The sequence below is a fragment of the Stenotrophomonas sp. NPDC047960 genome (assembly GCF_043204395.1).
Taxonomy (GTDB): Bacteria; Pseudomonadota; Gammaproteobacteria; order Xanthomonadales; family Xanthomonadaceae; genus Stenotrophomonas.
Window position 1 is genome coordinate 193303 of sequence record NZ_JBIDBX010000002.1, and the last position, 22350, is coordinate 215652.

18 protein-coding genes are annotated in these 22350 nt (G+C 65.9%); 5 read left to right on the top strand and 13 right to left on the bottom strand.

Annotated elements, in window-relative coordinates; all coding sequences use genetic code 11:
* Nucleotides 1–113: 113 nt before the first annotated feature.
* Entirely contained in the window at nucleotides 114–1463 is a 1350-nt protein-coding gene (locus ACGFZ3_RS06480; RefSeq protein WP_392918064.1) for a dicarboxylate/amino acid:cation symporter, read from the bottom strand.
* 261 nt (nucleotides 1464–1724) lie between these two features.
* Between ACGFZ3_RS06480 and ACGFZ3_RS06485 the strand changes: the two genes are divergently transcribed.
* The gene (locus ACGFZ3_RS06485; RefSeq protein ID WP_392918067.1) at nucleotides 1725–2891 is read left to right on the top strand and encodes an OprO/OprP family phosphate-selective porin; all 1167 of its coding nucleotides are present in this window, start codon (nucleotides 1725–1727) and stop codon (nucleotides 2889–2891) included.
* 222 nt (nucleotides 2892–3113) lie between these two features.
* Here the strand turns inward: ACGFZ3_RS06485 and ACGFZ3_RS06490 are convergent, their stop codons facing one another.
* On the bottom strand, nucleotides 3114–3650 hold the full coding sequence (locus tag ACGFZ3_RS06490; protein WP_392918069.1) for a hypothetical protein: 537 nt from the start codon (nucleotides 3648–3650) through the stop codon (nucleotides 3114–3116).
* A gap of 142 nt (nucleotides 3651–3792) precedes the next feature.
* Between ACGFZ3_RS06490 and ACGFZ3_RS06495 the strand changes: the two genes are divergently transcribed.
* Nucleotides 3793–6441: a PAS-domain containing protein gene (locus tag ACGFZ3_RS06495; RefSeq protein WP_392918072.1), complete on the top strand. Its 2649-nt coding sequence runs from the start codon at nucleotides 3793–3795 to the stop codon at nucleotides 6439–6441.
* A 115-nt stretch (nucleotides 6442–6556) separates the two neighbouring features.
* Here ACGFZ3_RS06495 and ACGFZ3_RS06500 read toward each other — a convergent pair whose 3' ends face one another.
* The 8 genes from ACGFZ3_RS06500 to ACGFZ3_RS06535 all read right to left on the bottom strand — a co-directional run bounded on the left by ACGFZ3_RS06500 (nucleotide 6557) and on the right by ACGFZ3_RS06535 (nucleotide 13719).
* Nucleotides 6557–7120, bottom strand: a complete 564-nt coding sequence (locus tag ACGFZ3_RS06500) for a hypothetical protein (protein WP_392918075.1) — start codon at nucleotides 7118–7120, stop codon at nucleotides 6557–6559.
* Between the two features lie 117 nt (nucleotides 7121–7237).
* Nucleotides 7238–7786, bottom strand: coding sequence for a hypothetical protein (locus ACGFZ3_RS06505; RefSeq protein WP_392918078.1), 549 nt, complete (start codon nucleotides 7784–7786; stop codon nucleotides 7238–7240).
* Nucleotides 7787–8214: 428 nt separating this feature from the next.
* Entirely contained in the window at nucleotides 8215–8379 is a 165-nt protein-coding gene (locus ACGFZ3_RS06510; RefSeq protein WP_392918080.1) for a hypothetical protein, read from the bottom strand.
* Nucleotides 8380–8984: 605 nt separating this feature from the next.
* Nucleotides 8985–9512, bottom strand: a complete 528-nt coding sequence (locus ACGFZ3_RS06515) for a hypothetical protein (RefSeq protein ID WP_392918083.1) — start codon at nucleotides 9510–9512, stop codon at nucleotides 8985–8987.
* A gap of 170 nt (nucleotides 9513–9682) precedes the next feature.
* Nucleotides 9683–10336, bottom strand: a complete 654-nt coding sequence (locus ACGFZ3_RS06520; RefSeq protein WP_282246411.1) for a response regulator transcription factor — start codon at nucleotides 10334–10336, stop codon at nucleotides 9683–9685.
* Between the two features lie 284 nt (nucleotides 10337–10620).
* Nucleotides 10621–11661, bottom strand: a complete 1041-nt coding sequence (locus tag ACGFZ3_RS06525; protein WP_392918086.1) for an ABC transporter substrate-binding protein — start codon at nucleotides 11659–11661, stop codon at nucleotides 10621–10623.
* The gene (locus ACGFZ3_RS06530; protein WP_392918088.1) at nucleotides 11658–13043 is read right to left on the bottom strand and encodes a sensor histidine kinase N-terminal domain-containing protein; all 1386 of its coding nucleotides are present in this window, start codon (nucleotides 13041–13043) and stop codon (nucleotides 11658–11660) included. The genes ACGFZ3_RS06525 and ACGFZ3_RS06530 overlap by 4 nt, the downstream gene beginning before the upstream one ends.
* Nucleotides 13030–13719 (bottom strand): response regulator, encoded by a 690-nt coding sequence (locus ACGFZ3_RS06535; protein ID WP_392918091.1) that lies wholly within the window; start codon nucleotides 13717–13719, stop codon nucleotides 13030–13032. The genes ACGFZ3_RS06530 and ACGFZ3_RS06535 overlap by 14 nt, the downstream gene beginning before the upstream one ends.
* A 216-nt stretch (nucleotides 13720–13935) precedes the next feature.
* Between ACGFZ3_RS06535 and ACGFZ3_RS06540 the strand changes: the two genes are divergently transcribed.
* The 3 genes from ACGFZ3_RS06540 to phbB are packed head-to-tail and all read left to right on the top strand — an operon-like array spanning nucleotide 13936 to nucleotide 17228.
* Nucleotides 13936–15117, top strand: a complete 1182-nt coding sequence (locus tag ACGFZ3_RS06540; RefSeq protein ID WP_392918093.1) for an OprO/OprP family phosphate-selective porin — start codon at nucleotides 13936–13938, stop codon at nucleotides 15115–15117.
* Between the two features lie 28 nt (nucleotides 15118–15145).
* The gene (locus ACGFZ3_RS06545) at nucleotides 15146–16471 is read left to right on the top strand and encodes a CitMHS family transporter (RefSeq protein WP_392918884.1); all 1326 of its coding nucleotides are present in this window, start codon (nucleotides 15146–15148) and stop codon (nucleotides 16469–16471) included.
* A gap of 16 nt (nucleotides 16472–16487) precedes the next feature.
* Nucleotides 16488–17228, top strand: a complete 741-nt coding sequence (phbB, locus tag ACGFZ3_RS06550; RefSeq protein WP_068853963.1) for an acetoacetyl-CoA reductase — start codon at nucleotides 16488–16490, stop codon at nucleotides 17226–17228.
* 143 nt (nucleotides 17229–17371) lie between these two features.
* Here phbB and ACGFZ3_RS06555 read toward each other — a convergent pair whose 3' ends face one another.
* From ACGFZ3_RS06555 to rsgA, 3 genes are all read right to left on the bottom strand, one after another.
* A complete protein-coding gene (locus ACGFZ3_RS06555; protein WP_392918097.1) occupies nucleotides 17372–19666 on the bottom strand; it encodes a TonB-dependent receptor in 2295 nt (764 codons plus the stop codon).
* 172 nt (nucleotides 19667–19838) lie between these two features.
* Nucleotides 19839–21107: a flavohemoglobin expression-modulating QEGLA motif protein gene (locus ACGFZ3_RS06560; protein WP_392918100.1), complete on the bottom strand. Its 1269-nt coding sequence runs from the start codon at nucleotides 21105–21107 to the stop codon at nucleotides 19839–19841.
* Between the two features lie 67 nt (nucleotides 21108–21174).
* Nucleotides 21175–22266 carry a ribosome small subunit-dependent GTPase A gene (rsgA, locus tag ACGFZ3_RS06565; RefSeq protein WP_392918102.1) on the bottom strand — a complete coding sequence of 364 codons (1092 nt, stop codon included), beginning with the start codon at nucleotides 22264–22266 and terminating at the stop codon, nucleotides 21175–21177.
* Between the last annotated feature and the right edge of the window lie 84 nt (nucleotides 22267–22350).

Here is a 22350-nt window from a genome sequence, read left to right on the forward strand (position 1 = left end):
ACGGGCACCGATGACAACTTACATCACCGGAAACCCCATGAAAAAAGCAGGCCGTGCCGTCCAAGGGGGAACGGCACGGACCTGCTGCACACGCATCAGGGGGAGGGGCGTGTTCAGCGCGCCGGGGCGGGCAGCGGCGACGGCAGGTCGTCGCTGGCCAGCGGCGGCAGCTCGGCCTCGCGGCCATCCAGGGCCAGCGCCAGGCGGTCGCGGTCCAGCGCGCCTTCCCAGCGCGACACCACCACGGTGGCCACCGCATTACCGATGAAGTTGGTCAGCGAGCGGCATTCACTCATGAACCGGTCCACGCCCAGGATCAGCGCCATGCCGGCCACCGGCACTTCCGGTACCACCGCCAGGGTGGCGGCCAGGGTGATGAAGCCCGCCCCGGTCACGCCGGCGGCGCCCTTGGAGCTGAGCATCGCCACAAGCAGCAGCGCGATCTGGTGACCCAGGGTCAGTTCGGTGTTGGTGGCCTGGGCGATGAACAGCGCAGCCAGGGTCATGTAGATGTTGGTGCCGTCCAGGTTGAACGAGTAGCCCGTGGGGACCACAAGGCCCACCACGGACTTGCTGCAGCCGGCCTTTTCCATCTTTTCCATCAGCGAGGGCAGCGCCGATTCCGAGGACGAGGTGCCCAGCACCAGCAGCAGCTCGGCCTTCAGGTAGCGGGCCAGCTTGAACACCGAGAACCCGCACAGGCGGCAGACCACGCCCAGGATGACCGCCACGAACAGGAACGCGGTGAGGTAGAACGAACCCACCAGCCAGGCCAGGTTGATCAGCGAGCCCACCCCGTACTTGCCGATGGTGAAGGCGATGGCGCCAAACGCACCGATCGGCGCGGCCTTCATCAGGATGTGGACCAACCGGAACACCGGGGCGGTCAGCGCCTCCAGGAAGGTCAGTACCGGGCGGCCGCGCTCACCCACCAGCGCCAGCGAAATGCCGAACAGTACCGCCACGAACAGCACCTGCAGGATGTTGCCATCGACGAACGCGCTTACCAGCGTGGACGGAATGATGTCCATGACGAAGCCGGTGAGGGTGAGCTCGTGGGATTTTTCCACGTAGCTGTGCACCGCGGTCTGGTCCAGGTCGGCCGGGTTGATGTTCATGCCGGCGCCGGGCTGCACCACGTGCGCCACCACCATGCCCACGATCAGCGCCAGGGTGGAGAAGAACAGGAAGTAGGCCATCGACTTGGCGAAGACCCGGCCCACGGTGCGCAGGTGGGTCATGCCGGCGATGCCGGTGACGATGGTGAGGAAGATCACCGGGGCGATGATCATCTTCACCAGCTTGATGAAACCATCCCCCAACGGCTTGAGCGATTCAGCGAACGCCGGCTCGTAATGGCCGAGGATGGCGCCCAGCACGATCGCCACCACCACCTGGAAATACAGCTGGCGGTAGAACGGCAACGGCTTGGCTGCAAGCGGGGCAGCGGTGGGAACGTGCATGGGAAACTCCGGCAGTGTCACGGGGATGCCGGCCGCACGCGGCGGCATCGGGCGTGGTCTTTTTACGCCCGCTGCATCGCCACGCAGATAACCTATTGGTACTAGCCCCCCTGTTCAGCCAAGCCCAGTGCCTACACTGCAGGGGCACCGCGCCCCCACGGCGGCGGGTGGCCGTGTCGTTCCGGGCCTTGTGGTCCAACAGTTTTCCCGCTCGCGGCCGTTGTTGTTCTGCCCCACTTATTTGAAGCCAGACCATATTCCATGCGCCTGACCCCCCTGTTCATCGCTCTTACCGCCCTGTCTGCCCCCGTTGCCGCGTCCGCCGCGGACTGGGACAACTGGCCGACCAAGGTTGCCTTCAGCGACGGCACAGAACTGGCCGCCACCGCCAACATCGCCTACGACCTCAACGACTTCTCCGGCAGCGACCGCTTCGAAGATGACGACGCGGTGCGCCGCAAGGAGTTCGGCGCGACCCTGAAAAAGAAGGGCGTGTACGACGCGATGGTGTACTACGACTTCCAGGCCGACACCTGGCTGGACGTGTTCTTCCGCTTCGAGAGCAAGGCCGTGTTCGGCAAGGACGTGGGCCGCTTCCGCTTCGGCTACATGAAGACCCCGGTCGGCCTGGATGCCAACACCTCCTCGCGCGCGGGCAGCTTCATGGAAACCGCCCTGCCCGTGCAGGCCTTCTACGCCGGCCGCCGCACCGGTGCCGAATGGGTGCTGGAGCGCCCGGCCTACCTGATGCAGGTGGGCGCCTATGGCGGCAAGGATCTGCAGGGTGACAACCCCGGCACCACCCAGGCCGTGCGCGGCGTGTGGACCCCGGTGAAGGCACCGGGCGATGTGATCCACCTGGGCCTGGCCTATTCGCAGGAAAACCCGCGCGGCTACCGCGACGGCCGCGACGTGCACTTCGACGCCAGCGCCCGCCTGCGTGCGCGCCCGGAAGCCGGCCTGACCGACATCCGCCTGGTGGATTCGGGCGCACTGGTCACCGCCGACCAGATCCGCCGTACCGGCCTGGAGGGCATCTACATCCACGGCCCGTTCTCGGTGCAGGCCGAAGCGCTGCGCACCACCGTCACCCGTGATGGCAAGCCGGATTACACCGGCGATGGCCAGTACGTGATGGGCAGCTGGATCGTCACCGGCGAATCGCGCCCGTACAGCGCAGGTGCCGTTGCCAACGTGAAGCCGGCGCACGATTACGGCGCGGTCGAACTGCTGGCCCGTTACAGCCGCATCGACCTGGATGACGCCGACGTGCTCGGCGGCCGCCAGCACGACTGGACCGTCGGTGCGAACTGGTACCTGACCAGCCACTTCAAGTTCCAGGCGAACTACGTGTGGGCGGATGCCAGCCGCCGCGGCGTGCGCACCAAGCCGGAGATCTTCGAGCTTCGGGCGCAGGTTCACTTCTGATGGAATCGCGACAGGGCGCCTGAGTCCGCCCTGTCGCGACCTTTGTCCGTTCTTCCCGTTTCAGCGGTGAGCCATTCGTTGGACGACGCCGAGCGCCACCGCCGCCGTGACGTGCGGGCCAGGCCCAAGCGCCATGAGCTGTGCACCCAGATGCATTTCCGGGGAACGTCTGCAGAGCGTTTGATGGTGTTCTGCCGCCGAGCCGGGTCGTGCAGTTTCAGCTCAGTCTGGACAACCATTTTCCTTGAAAACGACGTCGAGCCCTCGCCGGGACGGGTCGCGGCCCGGTATGACCAGCCTGACGAACGGAGCCGTTCCGATAATCGTGTGCACCTGAAGCCTGGCTGCAATCCGTCCGTCCGGATCAATACAGATCCCGGGTGGCGTTCCATCCATCTGCATTACCTCCCCGATCAGACCGGCACTGTCCAGATCCTGTCGCCAGGGCTCGTAGACCACGCATGTCGATGTTGTGCTGTCGCCAACGACGGACACGGCGTACATCATGCCAGCGCCGGCTGGCTCTCTACCCACCGTCAGGCTTGAGCGTTCCAGCTGGAGGTCCCGCCGCAGCTGCTCCAGGTTCGTGGTCGCTCTGGCCTCCAAGCCAAGCGTCCACACATAGCCACGATGCGTTGGGCTTGCCTCACGCTTGTCGACCGACATCATGGAGCCGCCTGGCTTGCATTCGCCCGCGTGGGCGAGGCCAGCCATCAGTGAGAGGCAACAGACCGCGACCGCCGTCATCTTCTTTTTCACGATGCTCCTCCCAGGACGCAGCGCCCCGGTCTCGAAACGCCCCCGTTTCGGCAGACCCGCTCCACAGCCGGGGTCCGTACGTGAACTATCATTGTCGCCAGTCAATCCCACGTGAAACCTGCCCGCTGGTGCCCCGCCCTGCATGTACCGCGCTTCCCGCTATCGGCCGCTGCTGTTGACCCTGCTGATCATGGTGGGCGGTACGCTTCTGGCTGGCCTGGCCGCCGGCCGCTATGCCCAGCAGCGGGCCCTCGCAGAAGAAAGCACGCAGGTACGCCGCCAGCTGGACCTGTACGCGCAGACCTTGCAGCAGCGCATCGACCGGTTCCGCACGCTGCCCCAGCTGCTGGCGCTGGATCCGGAGCTGCTGCAGGCGGTGAGCAACCCGCTGGATGACACCGAACGCCACCGGCTCAACCTCAAGCTGCAGCAGGCCAACAACGTCACCCGCGCCTCCACCCTCACCCTGATCGACCGCCACGGCGTAGCCGTGGCCGCCAGCAACTGGGACCAGCCCACCAGCAACGTGGGCGAGGATTACAGCTACCGCCCCTACTTCCAGCAGGCCATGGCCAAGGGCACCGGGCGCTTCTACGGCATCGGCATGACCACGGCGGTGCCGGGTTACTTCCTGTCGCAGGCGATCCTCAACCACGCGGGTGATGTGCTGGGCGTCATTGCGATCAAGATCGAGCTGCGGGCGCTGGAGCAGGAATGGCTGCAGAGCACCGACATCGTGATGGCCAGCGATGCGCATGACGTGGTGTTCCTGGCCAACGGCGATGCGTGGCGCTACCGGCTGCTGCGCCCGCTCTCCCCGACCGAGCATGAAGAGATGCTCGCCACCCGCCAGTACGCCGACCGCTCACTGCAGCCGCTGCAGGCGCGCACGCTGGATGTGCTGGCCGATGGCGGCCGCATGGTGCGGCTGGAGCAGCCCTCGCTGCCACGCCCGGTGCTGTGGCAGACCTACGTGCTGGATGACCCGCAGTGGAAGCTGCACCTGCTGCACGATGCCGGCGCCAGCGCCGCCGTGGGACGCAGTACCGCGCTGGCCGCGGGCGGCATCTGGCTGGCGCTGTGCTTTCTGACCTTGTTCGTCCAGCAGCGCCGGCGCCTGGCCTCGCACCGCCAGCGCAGTCGATTGGAGCTGGAAGCGGTGCTGCAGCAGCACGCGCAGGAACTGCGCACCGCACAGGATGGCGTGCTGCAGGCCGCCCAGCAGGCCGACAGCGGGCTAAGCCGCAGCCTGGCGCACCTGCCGCAGGGCGTGGTGGTGATCGACAGCGAGCAGCGGCTGGTGGCGTGGAATGCGCGCTACCTGGAACTGTTCCGGTTCCCGCCGGATCTGATCCGGGTGGGCGTGCCCATCGCCGAGGCGTTCCGCTACAACGCCCGCCGTGGCCTGTTGGGTCCGGGGCCGATCGATGAGGCCATCGAGCGTCGCCTGAATCACCTGCGCAGTGGCCGCCCGCACATGCGCGAGAGCGAGAAGGACGACGGCACGGTGCTGGAGATCCGTGGCAACCCGCTGCCCGATGGCGGCTTCGTCACCAGCTACGCCGATATCACCGCCTACAAGAACACCGCGCGTGAGCTGCGCTCGCTGGCCGATGCGCTGGAACACCGCGTGGCCGAGCGTACCCGTGACCTGGACGAGGCCCGCCGCGAAGCCGAGCGGGCCAACCGCTACAAGACCCGCTTCGTGGCCTCGGCGGTGCATGATCTGTTGCAGCCGCTCAATGCTGCGCGCATGTTCGTTTCGGTGCTGCGCGGCAAGCTGAGTGGCGATGCGCGCGAGCTGAGCGAGCATGTGGATGCGGCGCTGGCGGCGCAGGACTCCATCCTCAACAGCCTGCTGGATATCTCGCGGCTGGAATCGGGCACGTTGCAGACACATGTGCGTGCGTTTGCGCTGTCGCCGTTGCTGGAAACATTGGCGCGTGAGTTCGGCATTGCAGCACAGGCACGCGGGCTGCGGCTGGATTGGGTGGATACCCGTGCGGTGGTGGTGAGCGATGAGGCGCTGCTGCGTCGCATCCTGCAGAATTTCCTGTCCAATGCGCTGCGCTATACCCCGCGTGGGCGGGTGCTGATCGGGTGTCGCCGGGTGGGCGACCAGCTGCGCATCGAAGTGCATGACCAGGGCCCGGGTATTCCGGAGAGCCTGCAGGGCGAGATCTTCGAGGAGTTCCGGCGGCTGGATGATGGCGTGGACCAGGAGCGCGGGGCCGGGCTGGGCCTGGCGATCGTGGAGCGCATCGGGCGGCTGCTGGGGCACCGCATCAGCCTGCGTTCCACGCTGGGCAGCGGCAGCGTGTTTGCCGTCACCGTGCCGCTGGGCAGCGCCGAGGCGATACCCGCACCCGCTCCTGCCCCGGCGGTGTCCGCGGATTCGGGCGATGACGGCCCGCTGCGGCGGTGCCGGGTGTGGAGCATTGATGATGACCCGCGTGTGTGTGCGGCTACCCGGGCACTGTTGGAACGCTGGGGCTGCCGGGTGGAGCTGGCCGATGGGCCGCACGCCGCCCTGGAAATCGCCTCCGCATTGAACGTGCCGCAGCTGGTCCTGCTGGATGTGCGCATGGGCCAATGGCAGGGGCCGGATCTGTACGAGCAGCTATGCGAGCTGTGGCAGGCAAGGCCGCCGGTGATTCTGGTCACTGCCGAGCGCGATGATGCGTTGAAGGCGCAGGCGGCTGAGAACGGCTGGGGCTTCCTGTCCAAGCCGGTGCGCCCCCCGGCCTTGCGGGCGTTGATGACGCAGTTGCTGGTGCGGCACCGGTCGTAGACCGGCGCGCAACCTGCCCGCCCAGGTAGCGGACCTTGCCATCCAGAAGACCACTGCGCGTTGGGCGGCATCGGAGCAATGCCACCCAACGCCGCAGTGGTTTACCTGGCATCAGCTACTTGTCACCACCGTCAGAATGTTCCTGCTCACCGCGGTACCAGGCACCGTCCGGCCGCATGTACCAATCGGGAACACTGGCAGGCGATGCGGCCCCGGGGCCACTGCGGGACGCGTCAATGCTGCTGATCCGATCAAAGTTGACCGTGCGGTCCTCCTTGTAGGTGGTGTTGTACAGCACAAGTGTGCGTTTTTCCCAGTTGATGCTCTTCAACTGCCCCTGCTGGATCGTCAGGTTGATGGAGTTGTCATGCGTGCCCCAGATCATCAGGTATTTCCCGATCGGATACTTCTTGAGCTCGTCTTCCAGGGTGGGGTGCCTGTTGAGATTGCTGCCAAACCGACCGATCGCGGCGATACCGTCGAACTTGAGCTCAACCAGGTGTTCGCGCTCCACCTTGCCGTCGTAGCCGATGTCGGCGCCCACCCTGAGCACCAGGCGATCCTGGGCGACATCGATCTTTGACAGGTACCCCTGCAGCGACCTGCCCCCTGTCTCGATAATCACTACCGCATCGCCTTGGGAAAACCCCTTCACCATATCGTGCTTGTCCACATTCATTCTCCGGGATTCAGGAGCACTCGCAGGCACACCGGGCAGCAGTGCAGCGGTCTCCGTGGATATCGTCCGCGTCGCCAGTTGGTACCGGGATGCGTTGAAATGTGAAACCAGAGGAGCTCAGTCGCCCCCGTATTTACGGTCACCGCGGTACCACGCACCATCGGGGCGCATATGCCAGTCAGGCGTCTGGACCGAACTCTTGGCGCCCGATCCGCTCCGGGTATCGTCGATGAAACTGATCTGGTCCATTTTGACCGTCAGGTCCTCATCGTAGTTGGTGTTGTGCAGCACAAGCGTGCGATTTCCCCAGTTGATGCTCTTCAACTGGCCTTGCTGAATAGTCGGATTGATGGAACCGTCATGCTTGCCCCAGATCATCAGATACTTGCCGATCGGGTATTTCCTGAGATCGTCATCAAGGGTCGGGGGTTTCTGGACGGCCGTCACCAGCTTGCTGATCGTGTCGATACTGTCGAATCCGACCTCTTCTTGAACCACCTGCTCGACCTTTCCATCGAGACCGATGTACACGGCGACATTCAGGACCACGCGACTCTGCACGAGGTCGATCTTCGCCAGCCGTCCCTGCACCGTCGTGCCGTCTGTCTTGAGGATCACCATCGCATCGCCCTCGACAAAACTCTTGACCATTTCACTCTTGTCCATGCTCGTTCCTCCTGAAAGGGCGCGCAGACTCGCAATGGACATGTCGATTCCCAGTGAAGAATGTCGATGTATTTCGAGTAAAACGGTGGGGCCAGTGTTGCACCACGCCCGGAAGCGAGGCGTTGCGTTATCAGAACTTTCTCATTGCACACGCGAACTGGACAAGATGCTGGCCAGCACCTTCGGCGTCGCGCCTGCATGTGACGAGATGCTGCAGACACCCGCAATGCCCAGTCACCACAGGGGTTTCATGCAAACGTGAGAACGCTGGGTCACAGTTGCCGAGTGCGGCATGAGGCACCCGACAGCCGCCCTGTCGAGGCGTAGTACTACACAGTTTTCTCCACCATGGGCGCCGCGGCCCGCGCGCGCATCGGCGCACGGCGAATGAGGAACGCGGTGCATCATGGCTCTTTGGTGCTGTCGCTTTAGGACTGATTTTCAATCCGGCGCGCATAGGGCAGTATCCAGTCGCGTTCGGATTCGAGAGCTTTTACCAGTACAGCTTCCCGGGTACGGCTGTCGTATAGAACTTTTTCAGGACCACCGGGATGTCCTTGGTCGCCGGCTCCAAGGCTGGTGATTTCGACCATGCCCGCATTGCAGGGGCAAACTGGTCGGTTGCGGCCACGCAGGACGTGGCACTACGATTGATTGGGGAGAGCGATGAGCTGAACGGAGTTTAGGCATCGACCGCCATTTACCTCGGAGCCATCGTATCCACGCTGGCGGTCCTGTTCGTGCGGCTGTTCGACAGATATACGTACTACGAACAGCGGAGAACGGCTGGGGCTTCCGGTCCCAGCCGGTGCGCCCGCCGGCCTTGTGGGCGTTGATGATGCAGTTGCTGGCGCGGCACCAGGCTTGGTCCGGTGCGCAATGCACCAGCGCGAAATGCTGATCTTCGTTGATGGTCATGCCATTACCGAACGTTTGGACATGGTCGGCGGTCGATTGGGATGCGACCCTACCGGGATCCGCCTTTCGGTAGGGTCGGACCCCGGTCGACTGCACGTAACGCTGCTACGTGCGACGAACGCATGACCTCTGAACGAAAGGCGCTTCTTCGTCGATGGCAATGCCACAACAGAACGTACGAACAGGGTCGGCGTTCGATTCATGACGAAATCGCACTGCCGACCAAGGTCGGCGGTCGATTGGGATGTGGCCCTACCGGTGGTCTACGGGCGGCCAGAGTTCATGAGCGCTTGCGCCTTTTTCGGCTGGATGGGGTTCTTATTGCTTCGAATGGATCGACGTCATCCGCTGGTGAGAGGTCGAAGGCCCTGCGGCCTCGGCGTGCCAGAGTGCGGATCACACCCAGCCAGGCGTCTCCGAACAGCAGCGAGAGTGCGAACGCTGTGTAGAACAGCAGCAACATGGCTGGGGGCACGATCATGCCGCCATCGTCGTTCGGACACGTTGAGAGCTGTGTTCCGAAGTGGGCGGCGATTACCAGCTCGGTCGTCAGCAGGAGCGCTGCCGCTATGCGCACCCGGATTACGTTGACCTTGAAGAGCCCCGTCTTCAAGAAGTCGAAGAGGTAGTAGACGAACAGGATCGGCAGCGAAATCAGCCATGGCCACATCAGAGCGCCTGTTGGGCGGTTCGATGTGCAGTCGATCGTGACTATCAGGTTTCCTAGTTCGAACAGGATGTAGCCTGATCCTATCAGGAGGGCTGCTTTCGAGCACTTTACGAAGTTCTGTTCGCCGGTGAGTGGCATGGGGGTTGGTCTCGTCCTTGAGGGGTTGCAGGTGTTGCGTGTCTGAGACTGGAGCAGGGCTTCTGGCTGGGTCATGCCCTGCCGTGCCGATCAGTTGTATTGGCGGTCGATTGGGATGCGACCCTACCGGGTTGGGCTTGGGTTGCACCGCGTTGCCACGCGCACCGGGCTTAGGTCAGGTCTGCGCCTGCGTCGCCTTCTGGTTCGAGGGCCTTTACCAGCACCGCCGCCTGCGTGCGGCTGTGGCATTCGAGTTTTTTGAGGATGGCCGTCACGTGGACTTTTACGGTGTTTTCGGCCAGGCCCAGTTCGTAGGCGATCTGCTTGTTGAGCAGGCCGTCGGCGAGGCTCAGCAGTACGCGGAATTGTTGCGGGGTCAGCTGGGCCAGGCGGGCGGCGAGCAGGGCATCCGATTCGGAGCGCTCGGCTGCCATCGCCGGGAACCAGAGACCGCCGTCGAGTACGGCTGCCACTGCCTGCCCAATGGTTTCGGCCGGGGCGGATTTGGGGATGAAGCCGGCGGCGCCGAACTGCTGGGCGCGGCGGATGACGCGCGGGTGGTCGTTGGAGGAGACGATGACCACCGGGATGTCCGGGTGGGAGCCGCGTACGTGGAGGAGTGAGGAAAAGCCTCGGGCGCCGGGCATGGTGAGGTCCAGCAGGACCAGTTCGATTTCCGGGTGCTGGTTGAGGGCTGCTTCCAATGCCTGGGCGCTGGCCACCTCGATGACCTGTACCGCTGGGAGGGCCTGGCGTAGGGAGTGGACTACGGCGGCGCGGAGTAGCGGGTGGTCGTCGGCTACGAGGATGGTGATTTCGCTCATGGGGGGATTGTAGGGGGGATTTTTGGATCCCGCGAAGAGCAGCCACGCAGGGCGTGGCTCTACGCGGCATTGGGATCGCGCGGCCGGCGGGGAGAGCGGACACGCATGGCGTGTCCCTACGCGGTGGGATGCCGGCCGTAGTGACACGCCATGCGTGTCATGGGGTACCTTGCCGACCGGCGGTAGTGACACGCCGTGCGTGTCACGGGGTGGGTTGCCCCCCGCAGGTAGCGACACGCCATGCGTGTCCAGCGCGCAAAGTAGCGCAGCCGCTGCCCCGGGGTTCAGCGCGGCTGGGTGCTGCCCTTCCACGCGTCGAGGAACTGCCGGCGTTTCAGGGCATCCAGGTAGACCAGCAGGCCCGGGCCCAGCAGGATCGGGCGATAGCTGCGGCCCGGGGCGCGGCCGCGTTGGGTGGGGACGATCGACATCAGCCGCGCTTCGCGGGACAGCACCTGCTGGCCGCGGGGGGATAGCAGGTAGTCGAGGAAGCGGCGGGCTTCTGCTGCGTTCTGGGCCGTGCGCGGAATGACGGCGGTGCGCAGGACTACGAGGGTGTAGTCCTCCGGTTCAACGATGCCCAGCGGGGCGCCTGCATCGATACGGGCCTGCGCGTAGGAGCCGAGTACGTTGTAGACCAGCGAGAGCTGGCCGCTGCTGACGCGGTCCAGCAATACGCCGGTGCGCTCTTCGAGCTGTACCTGGTTGTCGCCCAGTGCACCGAGCAGCGCACCGGCCATACTGCCGCGCTGGCCGTCCTGGGTGGCGAGCAGGTAGCCGACGCTGCTGCGTTCCACATCGTAGGTGCCCACCTTGCCGGCCAGCGGGGCGTCCGGGGCGCGCAGCAGTTCGAGCAGCTGGCGGCGGGTTTTCGGGACGCGGGCCGCGGGCAGGGTGCGCGTGTTGTAGACCATCGCTACCGGCTCGTAGCTGATGCCGAACGCTTCATGCCGCCACTGCGCCCATGCGGGCAGTGCGTCGGTCTGCGGCGAGCGGTGTGGCAGCGCGTGGCCGTCGTTGACCAGCTTGGCCTGCAGGTCCATGCCGCTGCTGATCAACATGTCCGGACCGGTGGGGCTGTGGCGCTGGCGCAGGTACTGGGCGTACATGTCCTGGGTGATCACGTCTTCATAGACGACTTCGGTGCCCGGGTGCAGGCGCTGGTAATCGGTGATGACGGCGGCGAACACTTCAATATCGGTGGAGCCGTGGATGCGCAGCTCGGCCGTGGCGGTGCCCTTGGCGGGGAACTTCCGTACATCGCCAGGGGCGGCGAACGCGGGCCCCGCCACCAGCAGCAACAACAGAAACACGGTGCGCATCATGCGTGCAGCCTCGGCAGGCGGATGGTGGCCACCAGCCCGCCGCCGGGCCGGTTGCTCAGGTCGATCTGGCCGCCGTGGCCGTCCACCACGCGCTTGACGATGGCCAGGCCCAGCCCTGCCCCGCCCGGTGCGGCATCTTCGCCGCGGGCGAAGCGCTCGAACACGCGCTCGGCATCGCCCGGCGGAATACCGGGGCCATGGTCGGCGATGGTGACCATGCTGTAGGTGTCGTCTTCGGTAAGTGCGACCTGCAACGGGCCATCGCCGCCGTACTTCAGGGCGTTGTCGATGAGATTCTTGATCGCTTCGCGCAGCAGCAGTGCATCGCCCTGCACACGCGAGGAAGCCACGCCCACGGCCAGCTGCACACGTGGAGCAGGCAATGCCTGGGGCAGCGCCTCATGCAGGGCCTGGTGCACGGTTTCCACCATGTCTACCGGAGCGAAGCGCTGCAGGTTGGACCGGTGGATCACGCTGGCGTCGCTGAGCAGCTGGTTGAGCAGGCGGCTCATGTGGGTGGCGTTGCGGTCGATGGCGGCCAGGCTGCGGCGCATGTCCTCGGGGTCGTCGTCGTCCAGCGCCAGCTGTGCCTGGGCGCGCAGGGCGGCCAGCGGGGTGCGCATCTGGTGGGCGGCCTCGGCCATGAATGCGCGCAGGGTTTCATTGCTGCTGGACAGGCGCGCCATGAAGCGGTTCAAGGCCGCCACCATCTGGTCCATCTCACGCGGCACGCGGGCGTCGAGCGGGCTCAGGTCGGACGGTTCACGTCGCGAGAGTTCGCGCTCCACCTTCACCAGCGGCCGGAACGCGCGGTGCACGCCGAAGGCCACCAGTGCCAGCGACAGCAGTGAGAGCACGCCGATGGCCAGCAACGCGCGGTTGACGATGTCCTGCGCCACCGCCTCGCGCGCGCGGCGGGTCTGGCCGACCTGCACGCGCACTTCGGCCTGCGCCGAGGGCGAGGAGACGCGCCGCGAGACCACGACGAAGCGCACCGTTTCGCCGCTGTACTGAGCATCGAACAACTGCGGTTCGTCGGAAGGCGTGCGTGGCGGCAGGGGCAGATCGGCATACCCGGTCACGGTGCGGTTCTGGCCATCGAACACGCGGTAGAACACACGATCATCCGGCGCCATGAACAGCAGGTCGAGCGCGGCATACGGCAGGTCGACCTGCCACTGCGCATCCACCAGTGCCACCGAGTCGATGATGGACAGCGCCGACGACACCAGCAGGTGATCGTAGGAGCGGTTGGCAGCGCGCTGGCCGTAATCGCGGGCGGCGAACAGCAACGCCACGGCAAACACCGCCAGCAGCACGCCCAGGTACAGGGTGAGCGTACGCCGCAGCGAGCTGGGCGCGCCGGTATCAGCCTTCGGCATCGGGCGTGCCGTCGATGGCTTCCAGCAGGTACCCGCTGCCACGCACGGTGACAATGCGCAGCGGCGCGCCGGCCAGTTTTTTCCGCAGGCGTCCCACATACAGCTCGATGGCATTCGGGCCGGCTTCGTCGTCGAAGCCGAACAGGCCATTGCCGATCTCATCCTTGCCGACCACGTGGCCCAGCCGGCCCATCAGAATTTCCAGCAGGCGGTACTCGCGGTTGGGCAGCTCGATCGGTTGGCCATCCAGGCTGACCCGGTGCGAGGCATTGTCGAACTGGAACCCGCCGATCTGCACCACTTCACTGGCCTGCCCACGCGTGCGCCGCAGCAGCACGCGGCAGCGTGCTTCGAATTCGCGGAAGTCGAATGGCTTGCCCAGGTAATCATCCGCGCCCACGTCCAGCGCCTGCACGCGGTCTTCTATGCCATCACGCGCGGTGAGCATCAGCACCGGGGTGGCATCGCCGCGCTCGCGCATGCCGGCCAGCACGCGCAGGCCATCGAGCTTGGGCAGGCCGATATCCAGCACCACCAGGTCGAAGCTCTGGTAGCGCAGCACGCTGGCAGCGGCCAGGCCGTCGTTCTGCCAATCCACCGCGTGACCGCTGCGGCGCATGCGGCGCACGATGGCGTCGGCCAGGTCCGGGTTGTCTTCTACCAGCAGGATGCGCATCGGGTGCAAACAGGCGGGGGTGCGGGAATCCTAGCGCGAGCGGGGTGTTTCGTGGGTTGCGCTGCGCTGCAGCAGGCGCCGACAGGTGGATGACAGCTTCCCCGCTCTAGGCTGCGCCATCGCGTCGCACCCCGGTGCCGATGCGATCACCGACAACCTGCGGGCGGGTGGGGCCACACGCCCTGCCCTCCCACCGCCATGTACCTGGGAGGGTTCATGCACTTCGATCTCCTGCGCCGCCGCGGGCTGGCCGCCTGCGTCCTGTTGTTGCCCATCGCCCCGCTCTGGGCCGCCGAGGAGGCCGATCCGGACCACCCGCTCACCGCGACCTTCGGCGGCCGCCTGCACCTGGATTTCGCCGACTTCGACAACGATGCGCGCGGCACCCCGAACAAGGACGATACCGAGATCCGTCGTGCCTGGCTGGACATGTCGGGCAGGTTCTTCGTGGTGGACTACAAGCTGGAAGCCGATTTCTCCGGCGACCAGGTGGAAGCCAAGGATGTCTACGTCAGCCGCGATTTCAGCGGCGGCAAGCTCAGCGTGGGCCAGTTCAAGCAGTTCTTCTCGCTGGATGACCGCACCGGCTCCAACTACGGCAGCTTCCTGGAGCGCGGCAACGCCGGCACCACGCTGGCGCCGCTGTACCGGCTGGGCGCGTCGTGGCAGGCGGCCAAGAACGACATGACCTGGGCCGCCAGCGCCTACAGTCTGGAAAGCATCGATGCGTGGCAGGTGAAGGGCCGTGCGGCCGGCGGCCGCGTCACCTGGGCACCGGGCGCCACTGCCGGCGACGTGCTGCACCTGGGGCTGTCACTGGCGCACGAGCGCTACGACACGCCCGGTGCCAACGGGGTGCCGGCGCTGCGCATCCGCCCGCGCCCGGCCGGCCACCTTTCCGACAACAGCCGGCTGACCCTGATCGACTTCTCGTCCGGGCGCGATACCGACGTCAACAAATGGTCGCTGGAATACGCGCAGGTGCGCGGCCCGCTGTCGTGGCAGGGCGAGTTCAGCGGTGCCACCTTCGATGACGGCAGCCAGCGCGGCACCGTGCTGGCCGGCTACGGGATGCTGAGCTGGTTCGTCACCGGCGAGTCGCGCGGCTACGATCGCAAGACCGGGCGCTTCGCGCGCATCAAGGACATCCGCCATAAGGCCGGTGCATTCGAGCTGGCGCTGCGCTACGACCAGATGCGCGGTGAGCAGCACCTGTTCGGCCAACCGGACCTGATCGATGCGCGCACCGACGCCTGGACGCTGGGTGGCAACTGGTACATGCGCCCGAACCTGCGCTTCATGTTGAACCTGATCGACAGCCGCAACCGCGATTACCTCGCCGCGGCCACCGTGGACCACACCCGCGCGGTCACCGGCCGCCTGCAGTTCGATTTCTAACCTCCCCTTGCAAGGAAACCCGCAGATGATGCTGAGCATCCTCGGTTTTGGCATGGTCATTACGTTCATGTACTTGATCATGAGCAAACGACTGTCGCCCCTGGTCGCGCTGATCACCATTCCCATCGTGTTCGCACTGATGGGCGGCTTCGGTGCGGATATCGACCAGATGATGCTGGATGGCATCAAGAAGATCGCGCCCACCGGCGTGATGCTGATGTTCGCCATCCTGTACTTCGGGGTGATGATCGATGCCGGTCTGTTCGACCCGCTGGTGCGTATCATCCTGCGTCTGGTCAAGGGCGACCCGATGAAGATCGTGCTGGGTACGGCCGCGCTGGCGATGCTGATCTCGCTCGATGGCGATGGCTCGACCACCTACATGATCACCGTGTCGGCGATGCTGCCGCTGTACCAGCGGCTGGGCATGAGCGCGTTGAACATGACCTGCGTGACCATCCTGGCCGGCGGCGTGATGAACCTCACCCCGTGGGGCGGGCCGACCGCGCGTGCGGCCACGGCGCTGCATGTGGACCCGGCCGACGTGTTCATTCCGCTGATCCCGGCGATGGTGCTGGCCTGCATCTCGGTGCTGCTGCTGGCCTGGTACCTGGGCCTGAAGGAACGCCGTCGGCTGGGCGTGGTGACCCTGCCCAAGGGTGGCAGCTGGATGGATGCCAGCGTGTCCGATGATGGCGCGCTGCCCACCATGGACGATGCCGAGGACACCAAGCGGCCGAAGCTGCTGTGGGTGAACCTGGGCCTGACCCTGGCGCTGATGACCGCGCTGGTGATGGGCGTGCTGCCGATGCCGGTGCTGTTCATGGTCGGCTTTGCCATCGCACTGGTGATCAACTACCCGAACCTGGCCGAGCAGCGCCGCCGCGTGGTCAACCACGCCGGCAACGTGCTCTCGGTGGTATCGCTGATCTTCGCGGCGGGCATCTTCACCGGCATCCTCAACAACACCGGCATGGTGGAGGCGATGTCGCACAGCTTCCTGGCCATCATTCCCGATGCCTGGGGCCCGTACCTGGCGGTGATCACCGCGCTGGCCTCGATGCCGTTCACCTTCTTCATGTCCAACGACGCGTTCTACTTCGGCGTGCTGCCGATCCTGTCCGAGGCCGCCGGCAACTACGGCATCACCCCGGTGGAAATGGCGCGCGCCTCGCTGGCCGGCCAGCCGGTGCACCTGCTCAGCCCGCTGGTGCCGTCGACCTACCTGCTGGTGGGCCTGGCCAAGGTGGAATTTGCCGACCACCAGAAGTTCACCCTGAAGTGGGCGGTGATGGTGTCGCTGGTGCTGATGGCCGGCAGCCTGCTGTTCGCGCTGTATCCCCTCGCCGCTTGATCCTGGAGATTCCGAGATGACCCTTCGTATCGCATACGTCACCAGCGGCATGGGCAGCGTGGGCACTGCCATCTGCCAGAAGCTGGCCCGCACCGGGCACACGGTCGTGGCCGGCTGTGCGCCCAATTCCCCGCGCAAGGCCGGCTGGCTGCGCGAACAGCGCGAGCTGGGCTTTGATTTCATCGCCTCGGAAGGCAATGCGGCCGACTGGCAATCCACCGTGGCGGCCTTCACCAAGGTCAAGGCTGAAGTCGGCGAGATCGACGTTCTGGTCAACAACGCCGGCGGCAGCCGCGATGTGCTGTTCCGGCAGATGACCCAGGACGACTGGAACGCGGTGATGGGCTCGAACCTGCATGCGCTGTTCAACATCACCAAGCAGGTGATCGATGGCATGGCCGGACGCGGCTGGGGCCGGATCATCAACATCGGCTCGGTCAGCGCGCACAAGGGCCAGATCGGGCAGGTCAACTTCGCCACGGCCAAGGCGGCGATGCACGGTTTCAGCCGGGCATTGGCCAACGAAGTGGCCACGCGCGGAGTGACGGTGAACACCATTTCGCCGGGCTATATCGCCAGCCAATCGATCAGCAGCTTCCCGCCGGATGTACTGGACCGGCTGGCAGGTTCGGTACCGATCCGCCGCCTGGGCAAGCCCGAAGAGGTGGCCAGCCTGTGTGCGTGGCTCGCGTCGGATGATGCCGCATACGTGACCGGCGCCGATTACGCGGTGAACGGCGGGTTGCACATGTTCTGATGGCGTGCCGGGATGACGGGCAATGTGCCGACCAACGGTCGGCACCTACCGTGCGTCCCGGATCGGTGTCGCCCCGGGGATGTCACCCGGGGATGTCGCCCCGGACGGTAGCGCCCGACCGTTGGTCGGGCGGCGACCCACCGTCAGAACTCCGCGCTTACCGTCATGAACAGCTGCCTCGGCGCGCTTGCGTGGATCGCGTAGCGCGTTCCGGTCGGGTCGGTCGGGGCGAATGAACTCAGCTGGCCCGCGTAGCGCTTGTTGGTCAGGTTGGTGGCGTTGAGCGACACCTTGACGTCGCGCAGGCCCAGGCCCGGCCCGAACGAATACCCCATACCCGCATCGAACGTGGTCACGCCCGGAACGGACTGGTCATTGGTGTAGGTGTAATACCGCTTGCCGGTGTACTTGGCGCGCAGGCTGGCAAAGAAGCCATCCCGGTTCCAGCTGATCTCGCTGGAGGCCATCCGCTGCGGCGTATCCACGGTGATCTTGCCCGCCACCGGCACCACCGCGCCGCCCGAGGTGTAGTCATCCTCGTAGGTGCTCTTGTTCCACGACACCGCGTTGTACCACTGCAGCCCATCCACCGGCTTGAGGATGAAGGTCAGCTCCGCGCCCTGGCTCTTCACCGAGCCGACGTTGATGAAACGGGTGATGCACTCCGGCCGGGTGCCCACTTCGATGCTGGTGCAGGGATTGAGCGACAGCAGGCGGTTGTCGAACATCACGTGGTAGGCCGCGATCGAGGCCTGGTACGTCTCGCCGAAGGTACGGAAGCCGGCTTCGAACGAACGCGACTTCTCCGGTTCCAGGTCATCCACGCTGGCCGCGAACGATTCCGGCGATACCTGCAGCGGGCCACCGCTGCCACCGCCGACGAACGCGGCGATGTTCTCCGAGTAGGAGGCGAACAGCTCGTTGTTCGGGTTGAGCTTGAAGCCGATACCCGCCTGCGGCAGCACCGATTCCTTGGCGGTCAGCGTGCCAGACGCATAACTGGCCTCGGTACCCGGCCTGGACACGGCGGTCATGCGGGTATTGGGGCTCTTGATGCCCACATCCAAGGTCAGCCGATCGTCCAGGAAGCGCATCCGGTCCTGTACATGGAACTGGCGGGTGCGGATGTCGTAGTCCTGGTCGAACAGGCGGCGGTTCGGGTAATTCAGGTAACCGTCGTCCAGGAACGGCCCGGTGATGTAGTAGAAGTTGCGCTCCACGTTGTGGTCATTGCGCTCGTACCACAGCCCTGCTTCAAGCTCGTGCAGGCCCAGCTGCCAGCTCAGCGCAGCCGTGATGCCCTGGCGGTTGATGGTGTAGTTGGTGCTGCGGATGGAGATCGGCAGCGCCTGGGGGGTGCCTGGATTGGACGCCTGCCCCGGTGCCCACCAGTGGCCCTGGCCACGGTTCTCGTGGTGGTAGGCGAGCAGCTTCAGGCGGGCGCTGTCGCCCAATGCCAGATCCGCATCCAGCGAATACAGGTTGTCATCGCGCAGCGCGCGGCTCTGGTAGTACGCGTCGTCGATGCTGTTGACACCCCCGCTGAACGCACAGCGCTGCGCGTTGTAGGTGGCCGGCGCGCAGTAGGCGGCAGCCAGGGCGCGATCCCAGTCCGGCGCGTAGATGTTCCAGTCCCAGCCCAGGCCACGCTCGAGCATGCTCTTGGACAGGTACGCGTAGTTGGCCTGGCTCACCCTCGAGGTGGCGGCGAACGCGCCGAAGCGGTGGTCACCCACGTTCCACACCGCCTTGGCGTTGAACTGCCGGGTGGTCTGGTTCTGGTTCGGTTCGGCCCACATGTCCGCGTCCTGGTGCACGCCGGAAACATAGGCCGAGAAGCCATTGAGGTCGCCGGTATCCACGCGCAGGAAGCCACGGCGCTGGTTGTCGTCGCCCACGGTGACGCTGGCACGGCCGCCGAATTCGGTGGACGGGTCCTGCGAGAAGTACTGGATGGTGCCGCCAAGGTTGCTGGTGGACGCCACGCCCAGCGAGCCGATGCCCTGCGACAGCTCGGCACCAGCCAGGTTTTCGGCGATCAGCGCACGCGCGATACTCAGCCCGTTGTAGTTGCCGTAGCTGTTGTCGCCCAGCGGAATGCCATCGAGCGTGTAGCCCAGGCGACTCTTGTCGAAACCGCGCAGGCTGATGGTCTGCGATTCCTCGTTTGCGCCGAAGGCATCGTTGGACTGCACCGACACACCCGGCAGGCGGTCAAGGATCTTCTGCGCGCTGGTGCCCGGCGGCAGCATCTGCTTGTCCACGGCGGTGATGCGCTGCACCTGGCGGGTTTCGCCCTGGCCGATCACCGACACGGCGTCCAGGGTGCGGGCGCTGGGCGCGCCGCTGGCATCGAGGGAGGTGTCCACGTCGGCGGCATGTGCATTGGCAGCGCACAGCGCGATCGCCACGGCGATCGTCAGGGGTCGGTTGAGCATGGGGATCCGTTGGGTGATGGAAGTGCCTGCGTGGTGCAGGTGCGCGGCCATCATGGGGACGCAACATGAAAGGAATTTTACGCTTGGGCGAGCGCGCATCGAAAGTGCGACGCGGCGCATGGATTGCGTGCGGTCAACGGCGTGCCCACCGACGGTGGGCAGGTACTGCCACCTACTCTGCTGCCAATTGGTCCATGCGGATGCGGTTGGCGAACAGCGAGAACGCCAGCATGCCGGCCAGCCCGTTGGCGCGGCTGACCCAGTGTGGCAACCAGCGCGGTGGGCGCAGGATGCCTTCCTCGAACAGCGGCGCAAAATCCACCGCGTCGGTCAGTGACATCTTGCCCGCGAACAGCCAACGGCAGTTCTGCAGCCGGTCTTCGGCCAGCATGTGGCGGAAGAAGGTGTGCACCGACACCAGCCCGCGCAGATACACGGTGTCCTTGGTGAAGGCCGCGCCGCCGGTGGCAGGCACGCCGCGGAACACGCGCTGGGCCGAGGCGAAACTCTCTTCGTTGTTCTGTCCGGCATCGCAGAAGTAGCGGAACACCTGGATGAAATCGGCGCCTTCGCGCGCCATCGCGATGGCTTCAGTGCGCAGGCTGATGCGTTTGAGCCGCTCGATGTCGATGCTGCCGGTGATCTGTTCGGCGAACGTGGCCAGCCCTTCCTGGGTAGCGGTCACTCGGGGCGAGGACAACGCCAGGCTGGGCAGGTGCGGCTGCTCCCGGCCGTTGAGCGCGGTGAGCGAGTGCACCAGTGCTTCGTGGTGGAACAGCTGCGCGCGGTCGTAGGCGCTGAAGCGCGCACTGGTGCGCAGGCGGATGCGGGTCGGGCCGGCGGCCGCCTTGGAGATCAATTCCGGGTCCAGCTGTACGCTGATGATGCGTGATTCAAAGAATGCATCCAGGTCGCTCTGCAGCTGCAGCTGCAAGGCCGTGGCCGATACCGGCACCTGCTCTTCGGGTGCGAGCAGCTCGTGGTCCAGTTCCTGGGCGATCTGGATGAAGTGGCGGGCCGCGTCGCGGGTGCTGGGCCCATTGCCAGGCAGCGGCTGTTCGGGCGACCCGAACAATTCCACCGAATACCCGTCCACCGCAGCGGTGCCCAGCGATTCAAGCAGGCCGGCCGCCTGGTCCCAGCTGTGCGCGGAGCGGCGGATGTACAGGCCGATCGGGTGGTCCACGTCGCACTGTGCGCTGATCGCGGCCAGTTCGCGGCGGGTGTCGGCAAAATCGAGTTTCGGGTACTCCAGCACCGGCAGCACCGGCTGGCCGCGCGCCACGCTGGCCAGGAACGGGGCCTGCAGGGCGGCCGGCCAGCTGGTCAGGCCCAGCAGCCGCAGCCCCCCCACGGCCTGCACCAGCCGGGCATCGAGCTCGGTGTGGTGGGCCACGTCCCGGTCCACGGTCATCGGCGGGCGGTGAGGAGCGATGCTCATGACGCGGACATTAGCAGGCCCGAACCGCGCTGTCGGCCCCTCCCCTGGTAGGGCCAGCGCGCTTTGGTCAGCGCTTCCTGCCCGGCGGGCGCCACTGCGCGCCCTTGCTCACATGCTTGCGCTCCAGCGCCTGCTGGGCCTGGCGCACGGCCAGCTTGGCCGCCGCGGCGGCGACTTCGTCCTTCAGCTTGAAGTAGTTGAGCAGCCGTTCTTCGTCCAGCTCACCGGCGTCGATCGCCGCGCGCACCGCACATCCCGGCTCACGCTGGTGCGCGCAGTCGCGGAAGCGGCACTGGGCAGCCAGCGCTTCCACGTCGGCAAAGCCCACTTCGCCCAACGCTTCTTCACCGGTCGGCTTGAGCTCACGCATGCCAGGGGTGTCGATCAGGCACGCGCCCGACGGCATCGGAATCAGCGCGCGATGGGTGGTGGTGTGGCGGCCCTTGGAATCATTGCCCCGCACTTCGGCGGTCTTCATCAGCTCGTAGCCAAGCAGCGTGTTGGTGAGGGTCGACTTGCCGGCGCCGGAGGAGCCGACCAGGACCACGGTCTGCCCGGCGCCGAGCCACGGCAGCAGCGCGCTGGCACTGGCCGGGTCGCGGCCGTTGATGGCCAGCAGCGGGATGTCCTGCGCGGCCAGTTCTTCGAGCACCGCCAGGGCGTCTTCGCTGTACTCGGTCTGGTCGGCCTTGGTCAGCACCACCACCGGCTGCGCGCCGCCACCGCCCACCAGCATCAGGTAACGCTCGATCCGGCGCGGGTTGAAGTCCGAATCCAGCCCGCAGACGATGAACACGGTATCAATGTTGGCCGCGATCACCTGCTGGTGGTAATGCTCGCCGGCCGCACCGCGCTTGATCGCGGTGCGCCGGGGCAGCAGCGCTACGATCAGGATGCCGTCCAGCAGCACCCAGTCGCCGACCGCCGCGCGTTCGTGGCTGGGGAAGCGCGGGCGCTGCCATTCGGCCGGGGATTCGGTCTTGATCGCCGCGCCCGGGGCATCGGCCACCACGTAGCCGGTGCGGTGCTGTTCGACCACCCGGCCCGGGCGGGCCTGTGGGTACTGCTCGAACAGGGCCTGCCAGCTGGGCAGCTCGGGGGCGCCTGCCCAGGGCCAGCCCATGGTCTGCAGGGCGCGGTAGTCGATCGGTTCGCTCATGTGCCCATTCTAGAGGCATCGGCGGCAACTGCCCGCCAATGCTGGGAATTTGCCCGGGAGCCCTTGCCCTGCAACGCAGCATTT